The sequence below is a fragment of the Nocardia cyriacigeorgica genome, assembly GCF_029868385.1.
GTDB lineage: Bacteria > Actinomycetota > Actinomycetes > Mycobacteriales > Mycobacteriaceae > Nocardia > Nocardia cyriacigeorgica_F.
On the sequence record NZ_JARWNX010000056.1, the window covers coordinates 227,608 to 244,622 of the forward strand.

Annotated in this window: 17 protein-coding genes; 8 read left to right on the plus strand and 9 right to left on the minus strand. The window is 67.8% G+C overall.

Features of this window, described 5'->3' with window-relative positions; genetic code table 11:
• Positions 1-2 precede the first annotated feature (2 nt).
• The gene (locus QH168_RS18980) at positions 3-1,943 is read right to left on the minus strand and encodes a hypothetical protein (protein WP_280236052.1); all 1,941 of its coding nucleotides are present in this window, start codon (positions 1,941-1,943) and stop codon (positions 3-5) included.
• Between the two features lie 113 nt (positions 1,944-2,056).
• On the minus strand, positions 2,057-3,097 hold the full coding sequence (locus tag QH168_RS18985; protein ID WP_432421134.1) for an ATP-grasp domain-containing protein: 1,041 nt from the start codon (positions 3,095-3,097) through the stop codon (positions 2,057-2,059).
• 729 nt (positions 3,098-3,826) lie between these two features.
• On the opposite strand from QH168_RS18985, the gene QH168_RS18990 reads away from it, so the two are divergent.
• The 4 genes from QH168_RS18990 (at position 3,827) to QH168_RS19005 (ending at position 6,479) form a co-directional block, all read left to right on the plus strand.
• Positions 3,827-4,198 (plus strand): hypothetical protein, encoded by a 372-nt coding sequence (locus QH168_RS18990; RefSeq protein ID WP_280236055.1) that lies wholly within the window; start codon positions 3,827-3,829, stop codon positions 4,196-4,198.
• A gap of 275 nt (positions 4,199-4,473) precedes the next feature.
• On the plus strand, positions 4,474-5,253 hold the full coding sequence (locus QH168_RS18995) for an Rv1157c family protein (protein WP_280236056.1): 780 nt from the start codon (positions 4,474-4,476) through the stop codon (positions 5,251-5,253).
• Between the two features lie 30 nt (positions 5,254-5,283).
• Complete coding sequence (locus QH168_RS19000) at positions 5,284-5,454, plus strand: DUF2613 domain-containing protein (protein ID WP_280236057.1); 171 nt, start codon at positions 5,284-5,286, stop codon at positions 5,452-5,454.
• A complete protein-coding gene (locus tag QH168_RS19005; protein WP_280236058.1) occupies positions 5,451-6,479 on the plus strand; it encodes a DUF3068 domain-containing protein in 1,029 nt (342 codons plus the stop codon). The genes QH168_RS19000 and QH168_RS19005 overlap by 4 nt, the downstream gene beginning before the upstream one ends.
• 44 nt (positions 6,480-6,523) lie before the next feature.
• Here the strand turns inward: QH168_RS19005 and QH168_RS19010 are convergent, their stop codons facing one another.
• From QH168_RS19010 to QH168_RS19020, 3 genes are all read right to left on the minus strand, one after another.
• Positions 6,524-7,573 (minus strand): FAD-dependent oxidoreductase, encoded by a 1,050-nt coding sequence (locus QH168_RS19010; protein ID WP_280236059.1) that lies wholly within the window; start codon positions 7,571-7,573, stop codon positions 6,524-6,526.
• A gap of 193 nt (positions 7,574-7,766) precedes the next feature.
• Positions 7,767-8,495 (minus strand): 3-oxoacyl-ACP reductase FabG, encoded by a 729-nt coding sequence (gene fabG, locus QH168_RS19015; RefSeq protein ID WP_280236060.1) that lies wholly within the window; start codon positions 8,493-8,495, stop codon positions 7,767-7,769.
• A 56-nt stretch (positions 8,496-8,551) separates the two neighbouring features.
• A complete protein-coding gene (locus QH168_RS19020) occupies positions 8,552-9,721 on the minus strand; it encodes an acyl-CoA dehydrogenase family protein (RefSeq protein ID WP_280236061.1) in 1,170 nt (389 codons plus the stop codon).
• A gap of 87 nt (positions 9,722-9,808) precedes the next feature.
• Between QH168_RS19020 and QH168_RS19025 the strand changes: the two genes are divergently transcribed.
• Complete coding sequence (locus tag QH168_RS19025; RefSeq protein ID WP_280236062.1) at positions 9,809-10,759, plus strand: LysR substrate-binding domain-containing protein; 951 nt, start codon at positions 9,809-9,811, stop codon at positions 10,757-10,759.
• 139 nt (positions 10,760-10,898) lie between these two features.
• Positions 10,899-12,281 (plus strand): hypothetical protein, encoded by a 1,383-nt coding sequence (locus tag QH168_RS19030; protein WP_432421135.1) that lies wholly within the window; start codon positions 10,899-10,901, stop codon positions 12,279-12,281.
• Between the two features lie 151 nt (positions 12,282-12,432).
• Here the strand turns inward: QH168_RS19030 and QH168_RS27595 are convergent, their stop codons facing one another.
• Positions 12,433-13,065: a hypothetical protein gene (locus QH168_RS27595; RefSeq protein ID WP_348537597.1), complete on the minus strand. Its 633-nt coding sequence runs from the start codon at positions 13,063-13,065 to the stop codon at positions 12,433-12,435.
• A gap of 185 nt (positions 13,066-13,250) precedes the next feature.
• Here QH168_RS27595 and QH168_RS19040 point away from each other — a divergent pair, with 185 nt between their 5' ends.
• Positions 13,251-14,348: a WD40/YVTN/BNR-like repeat-containing protein gene (locus tag QH168_RS19040; RefSeq protein WP_280236064.1), complete on the plus strand. Its 1,098-nt coding sequence runs from the start codon at positions 13,251-13,253 to the stop codon at positions 14,346-14,348.
• A gap of 13 nt (positions 14,349-14,361) precedes the next feature.
• Positions 14,362-14,625, plus strand: coding sequence for a MoaD/ThiS family protein (locus QH168_RS19045; protein ID WP_280236065.1), 264 nt, complete (start codon positions 14,362-14,364; stop codon positions 14,623-14,625).
• A 20-nt stretch (positions 14,626-14,645) separates the two neighbouring features.
• Here QH168_RS19045 and QH168_RS19050 read toward each other — a convergent pair whose 3' ends face one another.
• The 3 genes from QH168_RS19050 to QH168_RS19060 are packed head-to-tail and all read right to left on the minus strand — an operon-like array spanning position 14,646 to position 17,005.
• Positions 14,646-14,957: a phosphotransferase family protein gene (locus tag QH168_RS19050; protein WP_432421130.1), complete on the minus strand. Its 312-nt coding sequence runs from the start codon at positions 14,955-14,957 to the stop codon at positions 14,646-14,648.
• Positions 14,954-16,210 (minus strand): acyl-CoA dehydrogenase family protein, encoded by a 1,257-nt coding sequence (locus QH168_RS19055; protein WP_280236066.1) that lies wholly within the window; start codon positions 16,208-16,210, stop codon positions 14,954-14,956. Before QH168_RS19055 ends, QH168_RS19050 begins: the two co-directional genes overlap by 4 nt.
• A 42-nt stretch (positions 16,211-16,252) precedes the next feature.
• The gene (locus tag QH168_RS19060) at positions 16,253-17,005 is read right to left on the minus strand and encodes an SDR family oxidoreductase (protein ID WP_280236067.1); all 753 of its coding nucleotides are present in this window, start codon (positions 17,003-17,005) and stop codon (positions 16,253-16,255) included.
• Between the last annotated feature and the right edge of the window lie 10 nt (positions 17,006-17,015).

A 17,015-nucleotide genomic window follows, 5' to 3' on the forward strand; every position in this document is an offset into this window, starting at 1 on the left:
TGTCAGTTCGAGTCGGGCGGTTCCGCACCCTCCGAGATATCCGGCAGTCGGTCCGCGCCCCAACTCCGATGCACGTAGCCGATGACGCTGTCGAGTTCGGCCCGGTCCACCGAAGCCGGTTCGCCCGATTCCAGCGGGTCGAAATGGAAGATGTAGAGGCGCGAGGCGAACTGGTCGAAAGGTAGCGACGCTTCACCGAAGCGTTCACCGTGCCCGGCCGTACCGACGACGACGCCGTCGCCCCAGTCCTGGCCGCTGTCGTTGTTGGGGTTGTAGAAGTAGACCCGCATCGTCTCCTGCGGGTCCAGAGTGACCCGCAGGATGGTGATGGCGTGCCAGCCGACGAAGCGGGCCGCGCTGTCGGTGACGGCGATACCGGCCGGTTGCGGGTGGATCAGGGGCTGGTTGCCGTTGTGGAAGGGGTGGTAGCAGGCGTAGAAGTGGCGCAGGAATTCGTCGAGGTCGGTGAGCTGCCCGGTCGCCACGTCGACGTTGATGCGGAAGCCTCGTCCCGACCACCAGCCGTGGAACTCGGGATTGATCCACCGGTGCGGATCGCCTTCCCGGCCCACGCAGCAGCGTCCCATTTCGGCATAGATGCGATCCAGATGGGGAACCACCAGCAGTGATACCGGGTCCAGATCGAGCGGCAGCGTGGTGGCGACTCCCCCGTCGCTGTCTTTCGAGGAGATCAGTTGTCCCTCGAAATGCATGACGATCTCGTCGTCACGCGCCGCCCACGCCAAGGTCTGTAGGAGATAGTCGGGATCGTTGTAGGCCCACATCGACAGTGCGCGCGCCGATTGACAGGTGGGATTATCGCCCTGGCCGACGCCGAGGGGCAGCCCGAGAATCGACAACATGCCCGACACCAGCCAGGCGCGTGCCGACGGCACCGGCCCGTAGACCTGCGTCAGCCGGGCGCTCGCGGTCGGCGACAAGCGCAGTGACAGTTGCCGCCACAGCGCGGGCGCGACCGGCGGTTGATAGAGGATCCCGCGTTCGAGCATGAGCGCGAGTCCGTAGATGCACTGGGCGGTTTCGACGTGCACGGCCGCGTCGATCAGGCTGTGCACCAGTTCGTGATAGCAGAGCAGGCAGTCGCGGCCGGTACTGGACAAGCCCATCGACTCGGCGAGCAGATATTCGCCCTTTTCCTGGAGGAAACGCAGCAGCACCGCGTGATAGGGCGATACCAGGCCGGTGTCGTGCATCGACCGCGCGAAACCCGCCGCCTCGTATTGCAGCGCGCTGTCGTCCATTTTCTCCAGCCGAGCGCGATACACCTCGACCCCCGGGTCCTCCCGGCACGCATCGGTCGTGGCGTAGAGGCTGCTGATCAGGCGGTCCGCGCCGAGACCGCTGGCGCCGAGATCGATATCGGGATTGTTGCGGGCCACCGCGATCTGGGTGATCATCCGCTTCACCGGCTCGACCTGGATGGGCCGTTGCCGCAGTATCCGCCAGATCTCGTCCACCAGATGCTCGAGCACCTTCTCGTAGCCCACCTCCTCCACGAGATGGTGCAGCAGGGCCCGTGACACCTGCGCCATCCGCCCCTGCCGCACCCGCTCGGCCTCGGTGGGCGGGGTGAACAGCAGGGACAGATTGATCGCCAACACCTGCGACAGGTGGTGGTGGGCGTGTTCGGCGGAAACCATCGTGTGCGGGTAGTCGCCCTTGGCGACGGCCAGCAGGCGCAGGTTGCTGACGGTCTCGAGCACGACGGTGTCGGCGTTGGCGCTGCCGAGCGAACCGGCGCTCAATGTCGGGAGGAGGATCTGCGGTCGCGCCCAATCGGTGCCGAGGAACAGCCCGGCGGCCTCGAGCCGGGCCGCGCGCTCGCGCACCGCGGCGCACCCGCCGGGCAGCAGCAATACCTGACGCAACGCCTCGAATATCCGCGGCAGTTTGAGATGCTTGCCGAAATCATTGGCGTCCATGAGTGACCGCGTGGCGTCGTCCAACCGGGCCACACGTCTGTCCAGGGCTGCGCTATCGCTGCTGAGCGGACTCAATCAAGGGTTCCTCCCGTGAGCCGTTCCGGTGGAACGGATCAGATATAGAAATCGAGTTCTTCCTGCCGCTTCAGCAGATCCCGCAGACAGTACGGATCGTCGCCGAAGAAGTACAGCAGGCCCCAATGGTTGCCGAACGCAGTGCGTTTGGTGACCTTCTCCTCCAGGGGCGAGGTGAGTTCATGGGATTCGAAGTACTCGTGATCCTCGGTCTCCTCCGGCATCGACAGCTCGTTGACCACCCGGCGGCGCGGATACACCCCGAAGCAGCCCGCATGCCCTTTCGCGTCCACCACTTCCCTGGGGAAGAAATCCATGATCTCCTGCTCGGTCGTCCTCGGATCGAAGGCCAGGACGAGCGCGTGATAGGCATTGAAGCCGTACGCGCGCTCGAGCAGCTCGAACACCTTGAAACCCGGTGGCCGATAGGCGACTTCACCGAAATACATCTCACCGTCGCTGGTGACGAAGTACTCCGGGTGCACGAACCCGAACTCGATATCGAACGTCTTGATCAGCTTCTCGACCTGGCGGGTGATCTCCGGCCGGTACCGCTCCAATTCCGGTGTGGCCGGTACGAACACCGAGTAGCCGAGCGTCACGTATTCGGAGATGTTCAGGAAACGGATCTTGCCGTCGTGTATCCACGCCTCGACCGCGAACTCCCAGCCGTCGAGATGGGATTCCATCAGCACCGGGAATTCCTCATCGGGGATCGTCTCGATATCGTCGGCGGTGCGGATCACCCGATGGCCGAGGCAGCCCGCCTTGTCGAAGGCCTTGATGTGGATCGGATCGTTGGGGTCGCCGTCCAGCTTGAGCAGGGTCTGGTTGACGCGTTTCAGGAAACGGATCACATCGTCACGCTCGTGTGCCTCCTCGAAGATGCCGACCCGGATGCCACCGAGCTGCGCCCTGCGTTTCATCAACGCTTTGTCGCGTAGCAGCATCGCCTGCCCGAACAGGCGGGGATTGCCCAGCAGCACGGCATTGATCGCGCCCGCCCATTCGACGGTTTCCTCGAAGATCGGGATGGCGACATCCACCCCCATATCTTGTAGCGTCTCGGCGATCTCCATCGACCGATCGTTGAGACGTTCGAAATTCCATGGCACATAGGGAATCCCGTGTTCGGCACAGTATCCCTGTACCCATTCCGGCGCCACGACGACATACCGCCGGTCGAACCGGTCCACGGCGTCCACGGCGTTCACACTCCAGCCGAGCAAGGCCACATAGCCCTTGTCCGGATTTCGATTCTTCGGCTCCCGGGTTGACAACGACAAACCTTCTCCCCTTTCGACCGCTTTTGCACAACTCATGATCCCGAGGCCGCCATCGAATCCCGCGAACAATTCGACACCTCGCCCACCATGACGTACGTCCGGCACATCCTGCCGGACGATGAATATGTCCCCGCGAATTATTTCGCGTCGAGGCGATACAACATCACCGCGAACAGCACGATGATCACGCTCGGTATCAGCAACACCGCAAGTGCGCTCGTCATCGGGAAACACCGCCTCGTAACGGCGATATGACATCGGAGGACGCGCATCCGAGCGAGCGAAAACGCTTCCACGGATGTGTCTCTGAGCCGGATCGTTGTATCACCGTCATCATCCAGGGTTACCCCACCGAGCCCGTCGCCAAACCGTTACCGCGGCGCGGCGGCGCGAACGGCCCGCGCTCGATCAGGTCTCGCTTTGCCTGTGCGGCTGCATCGAAGGCGGTGTGCGGGGTATGCCCGGTAGGAAAGGAGGACCGCGATGAGTAGTTCGCTCTCCGGTCGCCGACCCGCCCGCCGCATGGTTGGCGTGATCTTTGTTGCCGCGGCGCTCGGCGCGTGCGCGAATGATTCCGACGGCGATCACACCTCCCCGATACCGACTCCCGCTCCGCCCGGGACGGTGAGCCCGGCCGCGGCCGAACAGCTCTGCGACATGATCCTCGTCGATCTCGACTTCTGGCGCGTACAGGGGCCGGGCGTCGGCCGGATCGCGTTCGAAGGGTATGTACGGGCCTGGGCGGCCGAGTACGAGTCGGCGCACGCGCTCATCCTTCACGACCCCGGCTTCATCGACGAGATGACGATCCAGCAGTGCCCGCAGGTGCGTGAGCGCGCGCTGGTGGCCCTCGACGTGGACGATCTGGCGTCGGGCCTGGTCGGCTACACGTGACCCCGCCGCGGCACGCCCACCGGCCTGGTCGACCGTCCGGTAGGGCGGCGCGATTATTGCGAGACATTCCCCGGAAGAGAATTGTGGATATCTACGATCAATCCGCGTCGTCCGGTTGAAGAATCAAAATTCGCCGCGACGGCGAGCCGCCGCCCGGAAACCGTGGTCTGATCGTTTCCGTCCCGACCCGGAATCCACAATCAACTGTTACCCGGGATCACACTGACATTTCTGGGTCGATATCACCGGCCCACGAAAAGAAGGACGGCTCATCAGTGCTGCGCACCCGAGGATCGCGGACCGCTCTGTCCGCTCTCGCACTCGCGGCGAGCTTTTCGCTCGTCGCACCGACGTCGACCATGGCCGCACCGCGGACCGCCGAGCAGGCGGGCGTCGCGTCGATCGCGGAAAACGTGCCCTCCGAGACGCTCGCCGCACTGGCGCCGACCATCGTCGGCGTGATCTCCGCCCCCACCCCGATCGCCGGTGGCGCACCCACGGCGATTCTGGCCCAGGCGCGGGTACTGCTCGCCACGCCGGGTATTCCCGCGCAGGTCAGGTCGACGCTGGAGCGGGTCATCACCTTCCTCGACGGCAGCGGTGGCGGCGGCCCGGAACTGCCGCCGTCGGACGGTCCGCGGATCGCCCAGTTCCTCTACCCCACCATCGGTAGGGGGTGCATCGGCCCCACCTCCGATTCCATCGGCACCGCGCTCGCCGTGCCCGGCCCGGCGGATCTGCCGCCACCCGGCCCCAGGGCGGGCCAGACCGCGTTCGTTCTCACCGCGCTCGGCACCAAAACCCCTGCGGCCGTGCAGCCTGCACCGCTGACCGTGCAGTGGGTCAACCTCGACAATCGTCGGACGGGTGTGCAGACGCTGACCACTGCGTCCGAGATCAATGCCGACGGTCCGGCCACGTTGTCGGCCGTGGCCGATACCGGTTCCGGGCGCGTCGCGGCGGTGATCTCCGGTTCGCTCACCACCACGGCCGCCGATTCGACCGTGCGCACCTGCACCTTCGCCCCGACCCTCGGGTTCTTCTCCGTCGCCTGAAGCCGACACCACACACTGGAGTTCCGTTCTATGAAGTCAGCCGTTCCCGGCCTGGTCAGTGGCCTGGCGGGCGCGACCCTCGGGGTGATAGCCGTTTTCGGCATCACCGCGGGTGTGCAGCAGAATTCGATCCCGGCCCTCGAACCGGCCGCCGATCCCGGCTCGTCGCAGCTGGGCGACGTCGCCTACGGCCGCCGATGAGCGGCGCGCGCAGGACCGTGTCCTGCCTGCTCATCGGCCTCGGCGCGCTGCTGCTCGCGGCAGCGGTCATGGTGCCCACCTATACCGTCGGCAAGGTCGCCAAGACTCCGCTGGATTTACAGATCACCACGGTCGCCCGGAGCCTGCCCGATCAGGAAAGCCTGGTGCTGGACGCGAAATCGCTCACCTCGCCCACCGGCTCGGCCAGGGTCGACCGCGGTGTGCCGGTCGTCTCGCAGCGTTTCCTGACCGTCGAGGAACCATCGGGGGCCGACCGGATGACCGTGCAGGCGGGGCAGACCCTGCGCCGCGACGACCGCGAGGGAGACACCGGGCTGCTCACCGCCTCGATCGACCGCGTCACCATCGACCGCAAGACCGGTGAGCCGATTCCGGTGTCCCCCAACGGTTCCATCGCGCTCACCGTCGACACCTCCGGTGATTCGGTGGCCGATCCGTCGCAGCGCACGGGTTTGCAGTACCGCTTCCCGATCGGCACCGAGAAGAAGTCCTACCCGTACTTCGATCTCAATGCCCGCGCCACCCACGATATCGACTACGTCGATGAGTCCGAGGTCGGTGGTGTGCCGGTCTATCACTTCCGCCAGACCATTCCGGTCACGAACATGTGGGAGGTCTTCCCGGCGGCGACGAACAAACTCACTCTCCCCGCGGCGAAATGGGGGCTGGAGGGCGACGCCCCGGTCACGATGACCCGTTTCTACACCAATACCCGTGACGTGTGGGTCGAGCCGAGAACCGGCGCCATCCTCAAAGGCAGCGAGCAGATCCACCTGTACTACGGGCGCAGCGCCGAGCAGATCGACGTCACGGCGCTGAAGTCCTACCTCGTCTTCGACGACGACACCATCGCCGCCCAGATGGCGGTGACCCAGGAGAGTTTGGATCGGTTGTCGCTGTTCGGCCGAATCGTTCCGATCACCTTGGGGGTCCTCGGTGGCGCGGCGCTGCTCGCGGGGATCGTCGTCGGCGTCAGGTCCCCTGGTCGCCGTCGGACGCGGTAGACCGCCCGCCCCGGCGAATTCGGTGCGGGCGCCTGGTTATCCGGTTACCGGGAGACGCTCGCCCGTCCGCGTACTGCCTGGCGACGGTCCGCCACGATCGTGGTGCGGCGCTGCGCCATCGCCTCGGCGGGACAGCTGCCGGTAGTGAGCGCCCGGTGGACGGCTGCCGCGTCCTCGAGGGCGTCGCGGGCGCCGACCCCGGCCGCCGGGGTGATCGCGTGGTCGGCATCGCCGATCAGCAGGACCGGAAGGGTCGGCGGCGCAGCCGCTTCCAGGGGGACGTTGCGGGCGTTGCTGACGTGCACCTCATCGGTCCGGGCGAGCAGCGCGCCGACCAGGTCACCGATCGACGGCGTGGCCTTCGTGACGGTGTCGGCCCATTCACCGGTGGGCCGCATACCGAGGTCGTCGGGCCCGTCGAGGGGGTCGCGGGCGATGCGGATGAACCAGTGGGCGGGGTGGCCGGGCCGCCAGATGTGGCCGAACGTACTGGCCGCGGCGCCGGTGGCGTCCTGCTCGGCGAAGAAATGCAGGATGTCGGGTTCGCTGTCGGGTTCGACCGGACCGGTGGTCATCCCGTACAGGACGACGTCTCCGGCGTAGACCGCGGGCCGACCGGGTTCGAGGCGGGCGCGGACCACCGAATCGATACCGTCGGCGGCGATGACGATGTCGTCGGCCGGGCTCGTCGACCCGTCGTCGTGCCGGATCAGGTGGCGGCCGGAGTCGTCGACGGTCACGTCGGTGACCGTGCGTTCATACCGGAGGTCGGCGTCCGAGGTGGCGAGGAAGTCGTTGAGCACCCGCATCAATGAGCTGCGCAGCCAGAATCGGTGACCGCGGCTCATCGCGGCGCGGCGCCCATTGCTGCCGACGTATTCGAGTGAGTGGACCGGAGCGGAGGCCTCGTGCACGGCGTCGTCGTCCACGCCGAGATCGTGCAGGGCGCGGTGGCCGCGTTCATCGATGAACAGGAACGCGCCGCCCATATCATCGCGTGGTCGCCGTTCGTACACGGTGACGGGGACGCCGCCGCGGGCGAGGGCGCCGCCGAGGACGGTGCCGGCGATACCGCCGCCGATGATGGTGACCATGCGAATCTCCTACTCGGGTCGGGGTCGAGCATCCACGAGCGAGCGGTGTGGGTGACCACGCATCGGATCCACACCGGAGCGGACACCGCGAGTGCCCGGCTCCGCGAACAGCCTACGCCCACAACCGGTATCGCGATTCGGGTACAACCGATCGGCAGGTCGGCGCTCCTACCTACGGGCCCGGCGTGCGGACTCAGATGTGTCGGCCGCCGGTGACCTCCGCGACCGTTCCGGTCATATAGGAGGAGAGATCGCTGGCGTAGAACAAGGCGACCGAGGCGACCTCAGCGGGTTCACCGGCCCGCTGCATGGGGATCTCCGCCATTTTCGCCTCCCATGCCTTGGCGGGCATCGCCTCGGTCATCGCGGTGCGGATGAGTCCCGGTGCGATGACATTGACGCGCACGCCCAGATGCGCGACCTCTTTGGCGGCGGCCTTGGACAGTCCGACGATGCCCGCCTTGGCCGCCGAGTAGTTGGTCTGGCCGACGAAGCCGACCTTCCCGGAGATCGATGACAGGTTGATGATGGAGCCGCCGCCGGAGTTACGCATGATGCCCGCGGCCAGCCGGGTGCCGTTCCAGCAGCCGCGCAGGTGGACCTGGACGACCTCGTCGAATTGCTGTTCGGTCATGGTGCGCATGGTGGCGTCACGGGTGATGCCCGCATTGTTGACCATGATGTCGAGGGGGCCGAAGGTTTCGGTGGCCGCCGCCAGCAACGCGGTCACCTCGTCGGCGGAGGTGACATCGCAGCGCACCCCGAGCGCGGGTCCGGGCAGCGCGTCGGCCGCGGCCACGGCACCGGCCTCGTCGAGATCGCCGATGACGACGCGTGCGCCGTGTTCGGCGAAGGTGCGGGCGATGGCCAGGCCGATCCCCTGGGCTCCGCCGGTGATCACGGCGGTGCGGTCGGCGAGCATGGTGGTCCTTTCGGTTGGGGGACAAGGGTTCTCGGAACGGTACGGCGCGGGGTCGGTCATCGGGCGTCCCGCTGGTGGGCTCGTACCAGCCCGCCGCCGACGATGAGGCGCTGGATCTCGCTGGTGCCCTCGTACAGTCGCAGCAACCGGACGTCGCGGTAGATCCGCTCGACCGGAACCCCGCGCATATATCCCGAACCGCCATGCACCTGCACCGCGAGATCGGCCACCTTCCCGACCATCTCGGTGCAGAACAGTTTCGCCGCCGACGGTGCGATACGCCGGTCCGCGCCCGTCACCCAGTCCCGTGCGGCGTCCCGGACCATGGCCCGACCCGCCGCCACGCCGGTGTACTGATCGGCGAGCATCGCCTGGACGAGCTGGAATTCGCCGAGCGGCACACCACCCTGGGTGGCGGTCGCGGCATGGGCCACCGATTCGTCGAGCGCCCGCTGCGCCTGCCCGACCGCGAGCGCGGCGATATGCACCCGGCCACGCGCGAGCGAGGTCATCGCGGCCCGATACCCGGCATCGGCGTCACCGCCGACCAGCGCCTCCGGCCCGACCCGCACGCCGTTGAACGTGACATCGGCGGTACCGGCGCCCTGCTGGCCCATCTTGGTGTCCTTCGCACCGACTTCGACACCGGGCGCGTCGGCGGGCACCAGGAACACCGCGATGCCGGTGCCCGAAGCGGGGGCGGGCTGCACGCGGGCGAAGACGAGGAACAGATCCGCCACCGGTGCATTGGTGATGAAGCATTTGGACCCGTCGATCACCCAGTGTTCGCCGTCCGCGCGGGCGGTGGTGCGCAGACCGGACGGGTTCGACCCCGCGCCCGGTTCGGTCAGCGCGAAGGACGCGATGATCTGCCCCGAAGCCATACCGGGTAGCCAGCGCGCCTGCTGCTCGCCGGTGCCGAAGCCGACCAGGACCTGTCCGGCGATACCGTTGTTGGTGCCGAACATCGAACGGAACGCCAGGCAGGTGTAGCCGAGTTCCATCGCGATCTCGACGTCCTGGACCAGGTCCAAGCCGAGCCCACCCCACCGCTGGGGCAGCGCGTATCCGAACAGGCCCATCTCGGCGGCCCGCTCCCGCAGGTCCTGGGGGATGGCGTCGGCGTCCATGATGTCGGTCTCACGCGGCACCACGCGGGTGCGGACGAAATCACGGACCTGGGCGCGAATGTCGGCGAAGACGTCGTCCGGTACCTCGGAACTCATGCCCACCACTATCGCCGCGGCGATTACCTCCAGTCCAATACTCGATCAGCGGGGCTGTGATACCTCATCTGCAATAATCACCGCGAGATGGATATGGCCCAGTTACGCGCGTTCCTCGCCGTCGCCGACGAACTGCATTTCGGGCGCGCGGCCGAACGCCTGCATATGGCGCAGCCGCCGCTCAGCCGCGCGATCAAACGGCTCGAACGGGAGCTGGACACCACGCTGTTCGATCGCAACACCCGTTCGGTCTCGTTGACCGAGAGCGGGATAGCGCTCATCGGCCCCGCGAACGATGCGCTCGAGGCCCTGCGGCGCGCGCAGGCCGCGGTGCGCTCGGCCGATGACGGTGAGGTGGGCCTGGTGCGTATCGCGTTCGCCGGTGTGTCGACCCACCGTCTGCTCGCCCGGCTGGCGCGCGTGGTGCATGCCAAGCGGCCGGGGATCGCACTGGAGTTGTCCAGCCAGAACTTCGCCCAGCCCGCGATGAAGAAGCTCCTCGACGGCGAGACCGACCTCGCCCTCGGCCGATGGGACATCATCGCGCCGGAGGTCAGCGCGCGCGTCGTCATGCCGGATTCGTTGGTCGTCGCGGTGGCCGACACCCACGCAATGGCGGGGGCCGACCGCGTCTCCATCGCCGACATCGCCGGTGAGCCATTCGTCTCGTTGACGCCGCACGAAGGCGCGGTGCTGCCGGATCGCCTGCGACGACTCACCGGTGCGCAGGGCGTCGTGCCCGATATCGTGCAGATCGCACCCGATACGCAGACCGCGCTGGCCTTGGTCGGCGCGGAGGTCGGCTGTCATCTGACGCTGGCATCGGTGGCGGACAATGTCACCGATCCGCATGTGGTGTTCCTGCCCCTCACCGACAGCGCACCCGATGTCGATCTGCGCGCCGCCTGGCGCACCGCAGACACCAGCCCGGCGCTGCACGCCGTCCTGCACGAGGTCATCCACTTGGACCCGGTGCCCGGCGACAACGGTGAGCCCGTGAACTCTCTCGACGGACGTGCGGTTGACACCACGGCGTGACACCGCGAATGTTCGTGGAGGCCCGGTCGAATCGGCCAGGTCCGTGCGGGTCGGCGCGGAGCCGACCCGCACGAAGACACTCAGGGAGTTATCCGTGTTCGACAGACTTGGGCGCGCCACCGCGACGGCCGCGCTCGCCATGGCCGCCGCGCTGACGGTCTCCACCGGATCGTCCGCCGCGGCCTTCGGTTCGCTGCCGCCCGCCAACCCGCACCTGGGCCCACCGGGCACCGCGACCATGCACGGTGACGCCGAATCCTCCGACGCCACACCGTTCCCCGGTCCAGGCACCGGCCGGGTCGACAGCGATTTCCACGCGCTCGCCGCCGCCTGTCCGACGATCGTGCAGGGCGCCGACGGGATGCCGCAGGCGTTGTGCACGAAGATCCTCGGACGCTCCCCCACGGTTTTCCTGCTCGACCCGACCAATGGTCGGCCGCTCGCCGCACTGGATCTGGAGAAGGGCAGCCTGCTCGGCGGGGTGTACGCCTACCTGGACAACCACGACCGCATGGTCACCGTGGACGGCAGCGGTCAGCTGCTGCGGATCGGGCATCGCCGGGACGGCGCGGGCTGGACGGTATTCATCGAATCGCGAACCGATATCGCAGAAGCGGTGGCCGGTCATTGCGGTGGCGGTGCATGCGATGCGGTCAGTTCGGTGATGCCCGATTTCGACGGCCGGGTGTGGTTCGCCACCGACAATGCCGCGGCAGGTTTCGTCGACCCGGCGACCGGCGCGGCGCGTTCGATCGTGCTCGGACCCGGCGAGAAGGTCGCCAACAGCATCTCCACCGCACCCGAAGGTGTCGCCATCGCCACCACGCACGCGCTGTACCTGCTCGATGTGGACGCGGCGGGCGAACCGCACGTGGTGTGGCGTGCGGCCTACGACCGTGGTCCCGGTCGCAAGCCGGGCCAGTTGAGCTGGGGTACCGGCGCCACGCCCACCTTCTTCGGTCCCGATCGCGGCACGGAGTATCTGGCGATCACCGATAACGCCGTGCCCGAGGAGAATCTGCTGGTGTTCGATACCGGCACCGGTGACCGGGTGTGTTCGGTGCCCACCGTCGACGGCACCGAGAATTCGCCGATCGGCTCGGGTGGCAGCCTGTTCGTCGCCAGCACCTACGGCTACCCGTATCCGACGGTTCCCGAGGGCGCCGGACCCAGCGTGCCCGCCGAAGCGGAGTTCACGGGCGGGATGGTTCGCGTCGATGTGTCGACCTCCGGCTGCCGCGTGGTATGGACCAATGACACGAGATCGGCGGCGGTTCCGCGCCTGTCGGTGGCCGACGGCAAGATCTATACGATCGCGCGCCGCGCCACGCTGCCCGGTATCGGCGTCGCCGACAGCTATCACTACACCGTGATCGATGCGGCGACGGGCCGGGTGGATCACGAGGAGTTCATCGGCGCGACTCCCCTGCACGACACCCTGCAAATGGTGGGCACCATCGCACCGGATCGGACCCTCTATCAGGGCACCATGACCGGGTTGTTCCGTATCGCCCCACGCTGAGGTTGCTCGTCGCGCGCCGCGGGCGGTGGGGTCTGCCGCTATTCGCAACGGTCCGATCTGCGTCGCGGTAGGTTTCCGCCCACATCGCGGCGGGCCTGATCCGCCTCGCCGCCCACTTGCGCCGTGGGTCGCCGACACAGCGGGCGTGTGGTCAGCAGATCAGGTTCACATCAGCCGATGCGGCGAACGAGACGTGCACATGGTCGTAGTGGTTGGCGGTCGGGCTGCCGCGGTCTTCCATGTACGACCAGCCACCGCCGTCGTTGTAGCGCTGCTGCCAGATCACGTAGGTCACGCCGAAACGTTCCCGGTTCGCCAGCACGAAATCGGCGATCGCATCGCCGTGCGCGCGATCGGAGGTCATGAAGTCCAGCGCTAAACCCGCGCCGTGGTCGTCGTTGCCGCGGCCGATGGCGCCACCGATATCGGCGACCGCGAAGGTTTTGCCGATGAGATTGCCGACCTGGGCCACGTGGGGGCGGGCGCCGACGAGTTCGGTCGGGCACGGAATGTGCTGGGTGGCCTCCTTGGCGAAGGCCGGTACCTGATCGGCGGCGGTCGCCGGTAGTGCGGGACGCGGCGGTGATACCGGCGGCACGGTGGCCGGACCGGGGTCGGCGGCGACGGCGGCCGCCGGTTGCGCGTCCACGGCCGCGGCGGGCTGGGTGGCCGAGGTCGGCCCCATCGTCACCCACAGGGCGGCGATACCGGCGGTCGTGGCGCCGCATGCGGCCAGCGGTGCGAATTTTCGGCGTTCGGTCGGTTTGCGATGTTGACCACGCATGAACTCGACCACCGCCTACTCTCGCTCTCGGAAACAGATCACGGATACATTACGAAATGGTCGCGCAAATGTCACGCCGCCGCGCGGCGTTCGATCGAATACGCCGGTCGGGTTCGTTTCGGCCGAGTCGGGGCACGCCGCGGCGTAGGCTCGCGTCTGCGTGGCGGTGACCATGGAGGTCGGCGATGGACGTAATGCTCGGAATCGGGACGCGCAAGGGGCTGTTCCTCGCGCGCAGCAGGGACGGCCGGTCGAGGTGGGAGGTGAGCCCGCCGCAGTTCGCGGTCGCCGATGTGAAGGCTTTCGCGATCGACACCCGGCGCGATCCGCCCCGCCTGCTCGCGGGCGTGCTGAACAGCCATTTCGGACCCACCCTCGTGGTCAGCGACGACCTCGGCGACACCTGGACCGAACCGGACGACGCACCGCTGGCCTTCCCCGAGGACACCGGCGCCGCATTGGAGGGCGTCTGGCAGATCGCGCCAGCGACCGCCGCCGAACCCGATGTGGTGTACGCGGGCGTCGAACCCTCGGCACTGTTCCGCTCCGCCGACGGCGGCCGGACCTTCGATCTGGTCAGGGGCCTGTGGGATCATCCGCACCGCCCGCAGTGGATGCCGGGCGGCGGTGGGCTCGCACTGCACACCGTCCTGCCGCATCCGACCGACCGGCAGCGGATCGCGGTCGCCATCTCCACCGGCGGTGTGTATCAGACCTCCGACGGCGGGGCGTCGTGGACACCGACGAACAAAGGTGTCACGGCCGACTTCATCCCCGATGGGTTACCGGAATGGGGTCAATGCGTCCACAAGGTCGCCCTGGACGCGGGAACGCCGAGCACCCTGTACCTCCAGAATCACGGTGGCGTCTTCCGCAGCACCGATGACGGCGCGAGCTGGCAGCACATCGACGGCGGTCTGCCACCATCGAACTTCGGCTTCCCGATCGTCGCGCACCCACGCCGCCCCGGCGTGATCTACACCTTCCCACTGGACGCGGAGATGGAATGCTTCCGGTTCCCGCCCGACGGCAGATGCGCGGTGTACCGCAGCGAGGACGGCGGGCAGACCTGGTCGGCCAAGACCGATGGACTGCCGCAGGTGCCGTTCTGGGCGGCGGTCATGCGTGATGCCATGTGCGCCGACGACGCCGACCCGGCGGGCATCTACTTCGGCACCCGCAACGGCGAGGTCTATTGCAGCGCCGACGAAGGCGAGCACTGGCAGCTCGTGGCCGGGGAGCTGCCGGATGTGCTGTGCGTGCGCGCGGCGGTCATCGGATAGCACCGTGGCCCGCGTGCGTCTGCCGTCCATGCTGCGCCCGTACGTCGGCGGCGCGAAGGAACTCGACGTCGACGGGGCCACCCTGCGCCAGGTCCTCGACGCCCTGCGCGAGCGCTCCCCCGCGCTGGAGCGCCGGTTGCGCGATGAGAGCGGGCGACTGCGCCGCTACGTCAACTTCTATGTCGGCGACGAGGAATGCCGCACCCTCGACGGCCTGGACACCCCCGTCGACGCCGATACCGAGGTCATGATCATCCCCTCGGTCGCGGGCGGGTAGCGGCCCACCGACCGCGGCCGCTACCGCTGGAGTCCCTCCAGTCGCGCGATCGGGTGGAGATGGCGCGCCACCGTGCCAGCGGACCGCATACCGTGGGCGCTGCTGGCCTTGCTGCCCGCCGGTGGCCGACGCAGGAGCACCTCGCGCTCCGGATAGCGGAGCAGGTAGGTGAGATTCGAGACGCCGCCGGTGAACTGCCGCACCTCGGGCACGCCGTCCAGACCGGCCGGGTCCTCGGCGTTCTCGCGCAACCATTCGGCGACCACGTGCACGTCGAAGGAGTCCTCATCGCGCACCGCACGGGCCTGGTCGAGATCGGTGCCGCCGCTCATGCGTCGGCCTGACGGTACTTCGCGAGTTCGATCCTGGCGACGACGCCGCGATGCACGGCGTCGGGGCCGTCGGCGAACCGGATCGCGCGGGCCTGGAGCCAGGCGGGCGCCAACGGCAGATCCTCCGACAGCGAAGCGCCGCCATGCAATTGCATCGCCATATCGATCACGTCCTGCGCCATGGTCGGCACGGCCACCTTGATCTCGCTGACGGCGCCGTAGGCGGCCGGATCGCCGGTGTCGAGCAGCCAGGCCGCGTGCAGCACCAGCAGACGCGCCTGATTGATCGCGATCCTGGCGTCGGCGATGCGTTCGCGGTTGCCGCCCAGATTGGCCAGCGGCTTGCCGAAAGCGGTGCGGGACAGGGCGCGTCGGCAGGCGAGTTCCAGCGACTGCTCGGCGAGGCCGATCAACCGCATGCAGTGATGGATGCGACCGGGACCGAGCCTGCCCTGCGCGATCTCGAAGGCCCGGCCGGGACCGGCGATAACATTCGACAGTGGCACCCGCACATCGGTGAGGCGGATCTCGCCGTGGCCGTGTGGCTCGTCGTACCAGCCCATCGTCGGCAGCATCCGCACGATTTCCACACCGGGCGCGCTGCGCGGCACGATCACCATCGAGTGGCGCCGGTGCCGGTGCGCGTCCGGGTCGGTGAGGCCCATGAAGATGAGCAGTTCGCACTCGGCGTGCCCGATGCCGGTCGACCACCATTTGGTGCCGTTGAGCACCATCTCGTCACCGTCGACGACCGCCGTCGCTTCCATGTTCGTCGCGTCCGAGGACGCCACACCGGGCTCGGTCATCAGGAACGCGCTGCGAATTCTCGCCTCCAGCAACGGTTCCAGCCATTCCCGCTGCTGTTCGGGGCTCCCGTAGCGCAACAACACCTCGGCATTTCCGGTGTCGGGCGCATTGCAGTTGAACACGTACGGGGCGATCAGCGACCGTCCGGTGAGTTCAGCGATGGGCGCGTAGTCGACGTTGGTCAGGCCCGCTCCCCCGGCGGTGCCGAAGCGCTCGGCGTAGGCGTCCCCGTGTTCGGCCGGGAGAAACAGGTTCCACAGCCCGGCCGCCCGCGCCTCGGCCTGTAGCTGCTTCATCCGCGGCAGCGGCTCCCAGGCCGTGCCGGCGGCGCGGGCCTCGGCCAGCTCGGCGTGATAGTCCGCCTCGACCGGCGTGATCGCGGTATCGATGAATTCCCTGACCCGCTCGGCCAACTCGGCCCCGCGCGGTGACGGTGACAACAGCATCGTGCCTCCTCGGTCTCTCGGTATCGGTTCGCGCGCTGCGATTCAGTTCAGCCTGCGCACCAGCGACAGCGGAAGCGTGCGCATGGCCAGACCGATCGGCGCCCACGGCCAGGCCGGGACGACGGCCGTGGCCGGTTCCTTCTCGATCGCCTTCGCCAGCGCACGGCAGCCGGTCTCGGCGTCGACCATGAACGGCGCGTTCGCGATCTGCTCATTGAGTTCGGTGCGAATGTAGCCCGGATAGATCGTGCTCACCACGATCCGGCTGCGGCCGGACAATTCGGCGCGCAGGCCTTCGGCCAGCATGGCCAGACCCGCTTTGCTCGCCGCGTAGGACGTCATCGCTCGCCGCTGACCGCGGAACGCGCTCACCGACGACATCACCACCAGATGACCCTCACCCTGTGCACGGAAGATCGCCATCGCCGCTTCGATCTGCGCCAATCCGGCGACGAGGTTGGTTTCCAGCGTGGCCAGGTTCTCCTCGAACCCCCCGGCCCCCAACGCCTTACCCCGACCGATACCGGCGTTCACGATGACCCGGTCCAATCCACCCAGCTCGGCGGCGAAACCGTCGAACACCTCGGTGACCGCCGCGTGGTCGTTCACGTCCAGGGCGCGCACGAACACCTCGGCCGCGGGATGGGCCGACCGCAGTTCCGCCGCCAACGCCTCGAGCCGATCGGTGCGGCGCGCACACAACGCCAGGGTGGCGCCCCGCGCGGCGAATTCCCGCGCCAGACCCATCCCCAATCCGGAACTCGCGCCGGTGATCAAGATCCTCGACCGCTTCATCACAGAACTC

What these genes read in the sequence shown, in the direction of transcription:
- QH168_RS18980 (WP_280236052.1), bottom strand. Translation starts at nt 1,943, where the DNA reads ATGGACGCCAATGATTTCGGCAAGCATCTCAAACTGCCGCGGATATTC.
- QH168_RS18985 (WP_432421134.1), bottom strand. Translation starts at nt 3,097, where the DNA reads ATGGAGATCGCCGAGACGCTACAAGATATGGGGGTGGATGTCGCCATC.
- QH168_RS18990 (WP_280236055.1), top strand. Translation starts at nt 3,827, where the DNA reads ATGGTTGGCGTGATCTTTGTTGCCGCGGCGCTCGGCGCGTGCGCGAAT.
- QH168_RS19000 (WP_280236057.1), top strand. Translation starts at nt 5,284, where the DNA reads ATGAAGTCAGCCGTTCCCGGCCTGGTCAGTGGCCTGGCGGGCGCGACC.
- QH168_RS19005 (WP_280236058.1), top strand. Translation starts at nt 5,451, where the DNA reads ATGAGCGGCGCGCGCAGGACCGTGTCCTGCCTGCTCATCGGCCTCGGC.
- QH168_RS19010 (WP_280236059.1), bottom strand. Translation starts at nt 7,573, where the DNA reads ATGGTCACCATCATCGGCGGCGGTATCGCCGGCACCGTCCTCGGCGGC.
- fabG (WP_280236060.1), bottom strand. Translation starts at nt 8,495, where the DNA reads ATGCTCGCCGACCGCACCGCCGTGATCACCGGCGGAGCCCAGGGGATC.
- QH168_RS19020 (WP_280236061.1), bottom strand. Translation starts at nt 9,721, where the DNA reads ATGAGTTCCGAGGTACCGGACGACGTCTTCGCCGACATTCGCGCCCAG.
- QH168_RS19025 (WP_280236062.1), top strand. Translation starts at nt 9,809, where the DNA reads ATGGATATGGCCCAGTTACGCGCGTTCCTCGCCGTCGCCGACGAACTG.
- QH168_RS19030 (WP_432421135.1), top strand. Translation starts at nt 10,899, where the DNA reads ATGGCCGCCGCGCTGACGGTCTCCACCGGATCGTCCGCCGCGGCCTTC.
- QH168_RS27595 (WP_348537597.1), bottom strand. Translation starts at nt 13,065, where the DNA reads ATGCGTGGTCAACATCGCAAACCGACCGAACGCCGAAAATTCGCACCG.
- QH168_RS19040 (WP_280236064.1), top strand. Translation starts at nt 13,251, where the DNA reads ATGGACGTAATGCTCGGAATCGGGACGCGCAAGGGGCTGTTCCTCGCG.
- QH168_RS19050 (WP_432421130.1), bottom strand. Translation starts at nt 14,957, where the DNA reads ATGAGCGGCGGCACCGATCTCGACCAGGCCCGTGCGGTGCGCGATGAG.
- QH168_RS19055 (WP_280236066.1), bottom strand. Translation starts at nt 16,210, where the DNA reads ATGCTGTTGTCACCGTCACCGCGCGGGGCCGAGTTGGCCGAGCGGGTC.
- QH168_RS19060 (WP_280236067.1), bottom strand. Translation starts at nt 17,005, where the DNA reads ATGAAGCGGTCGAGGATCTTGATCACCGGCGCGAGTTCCGGATTGGGG.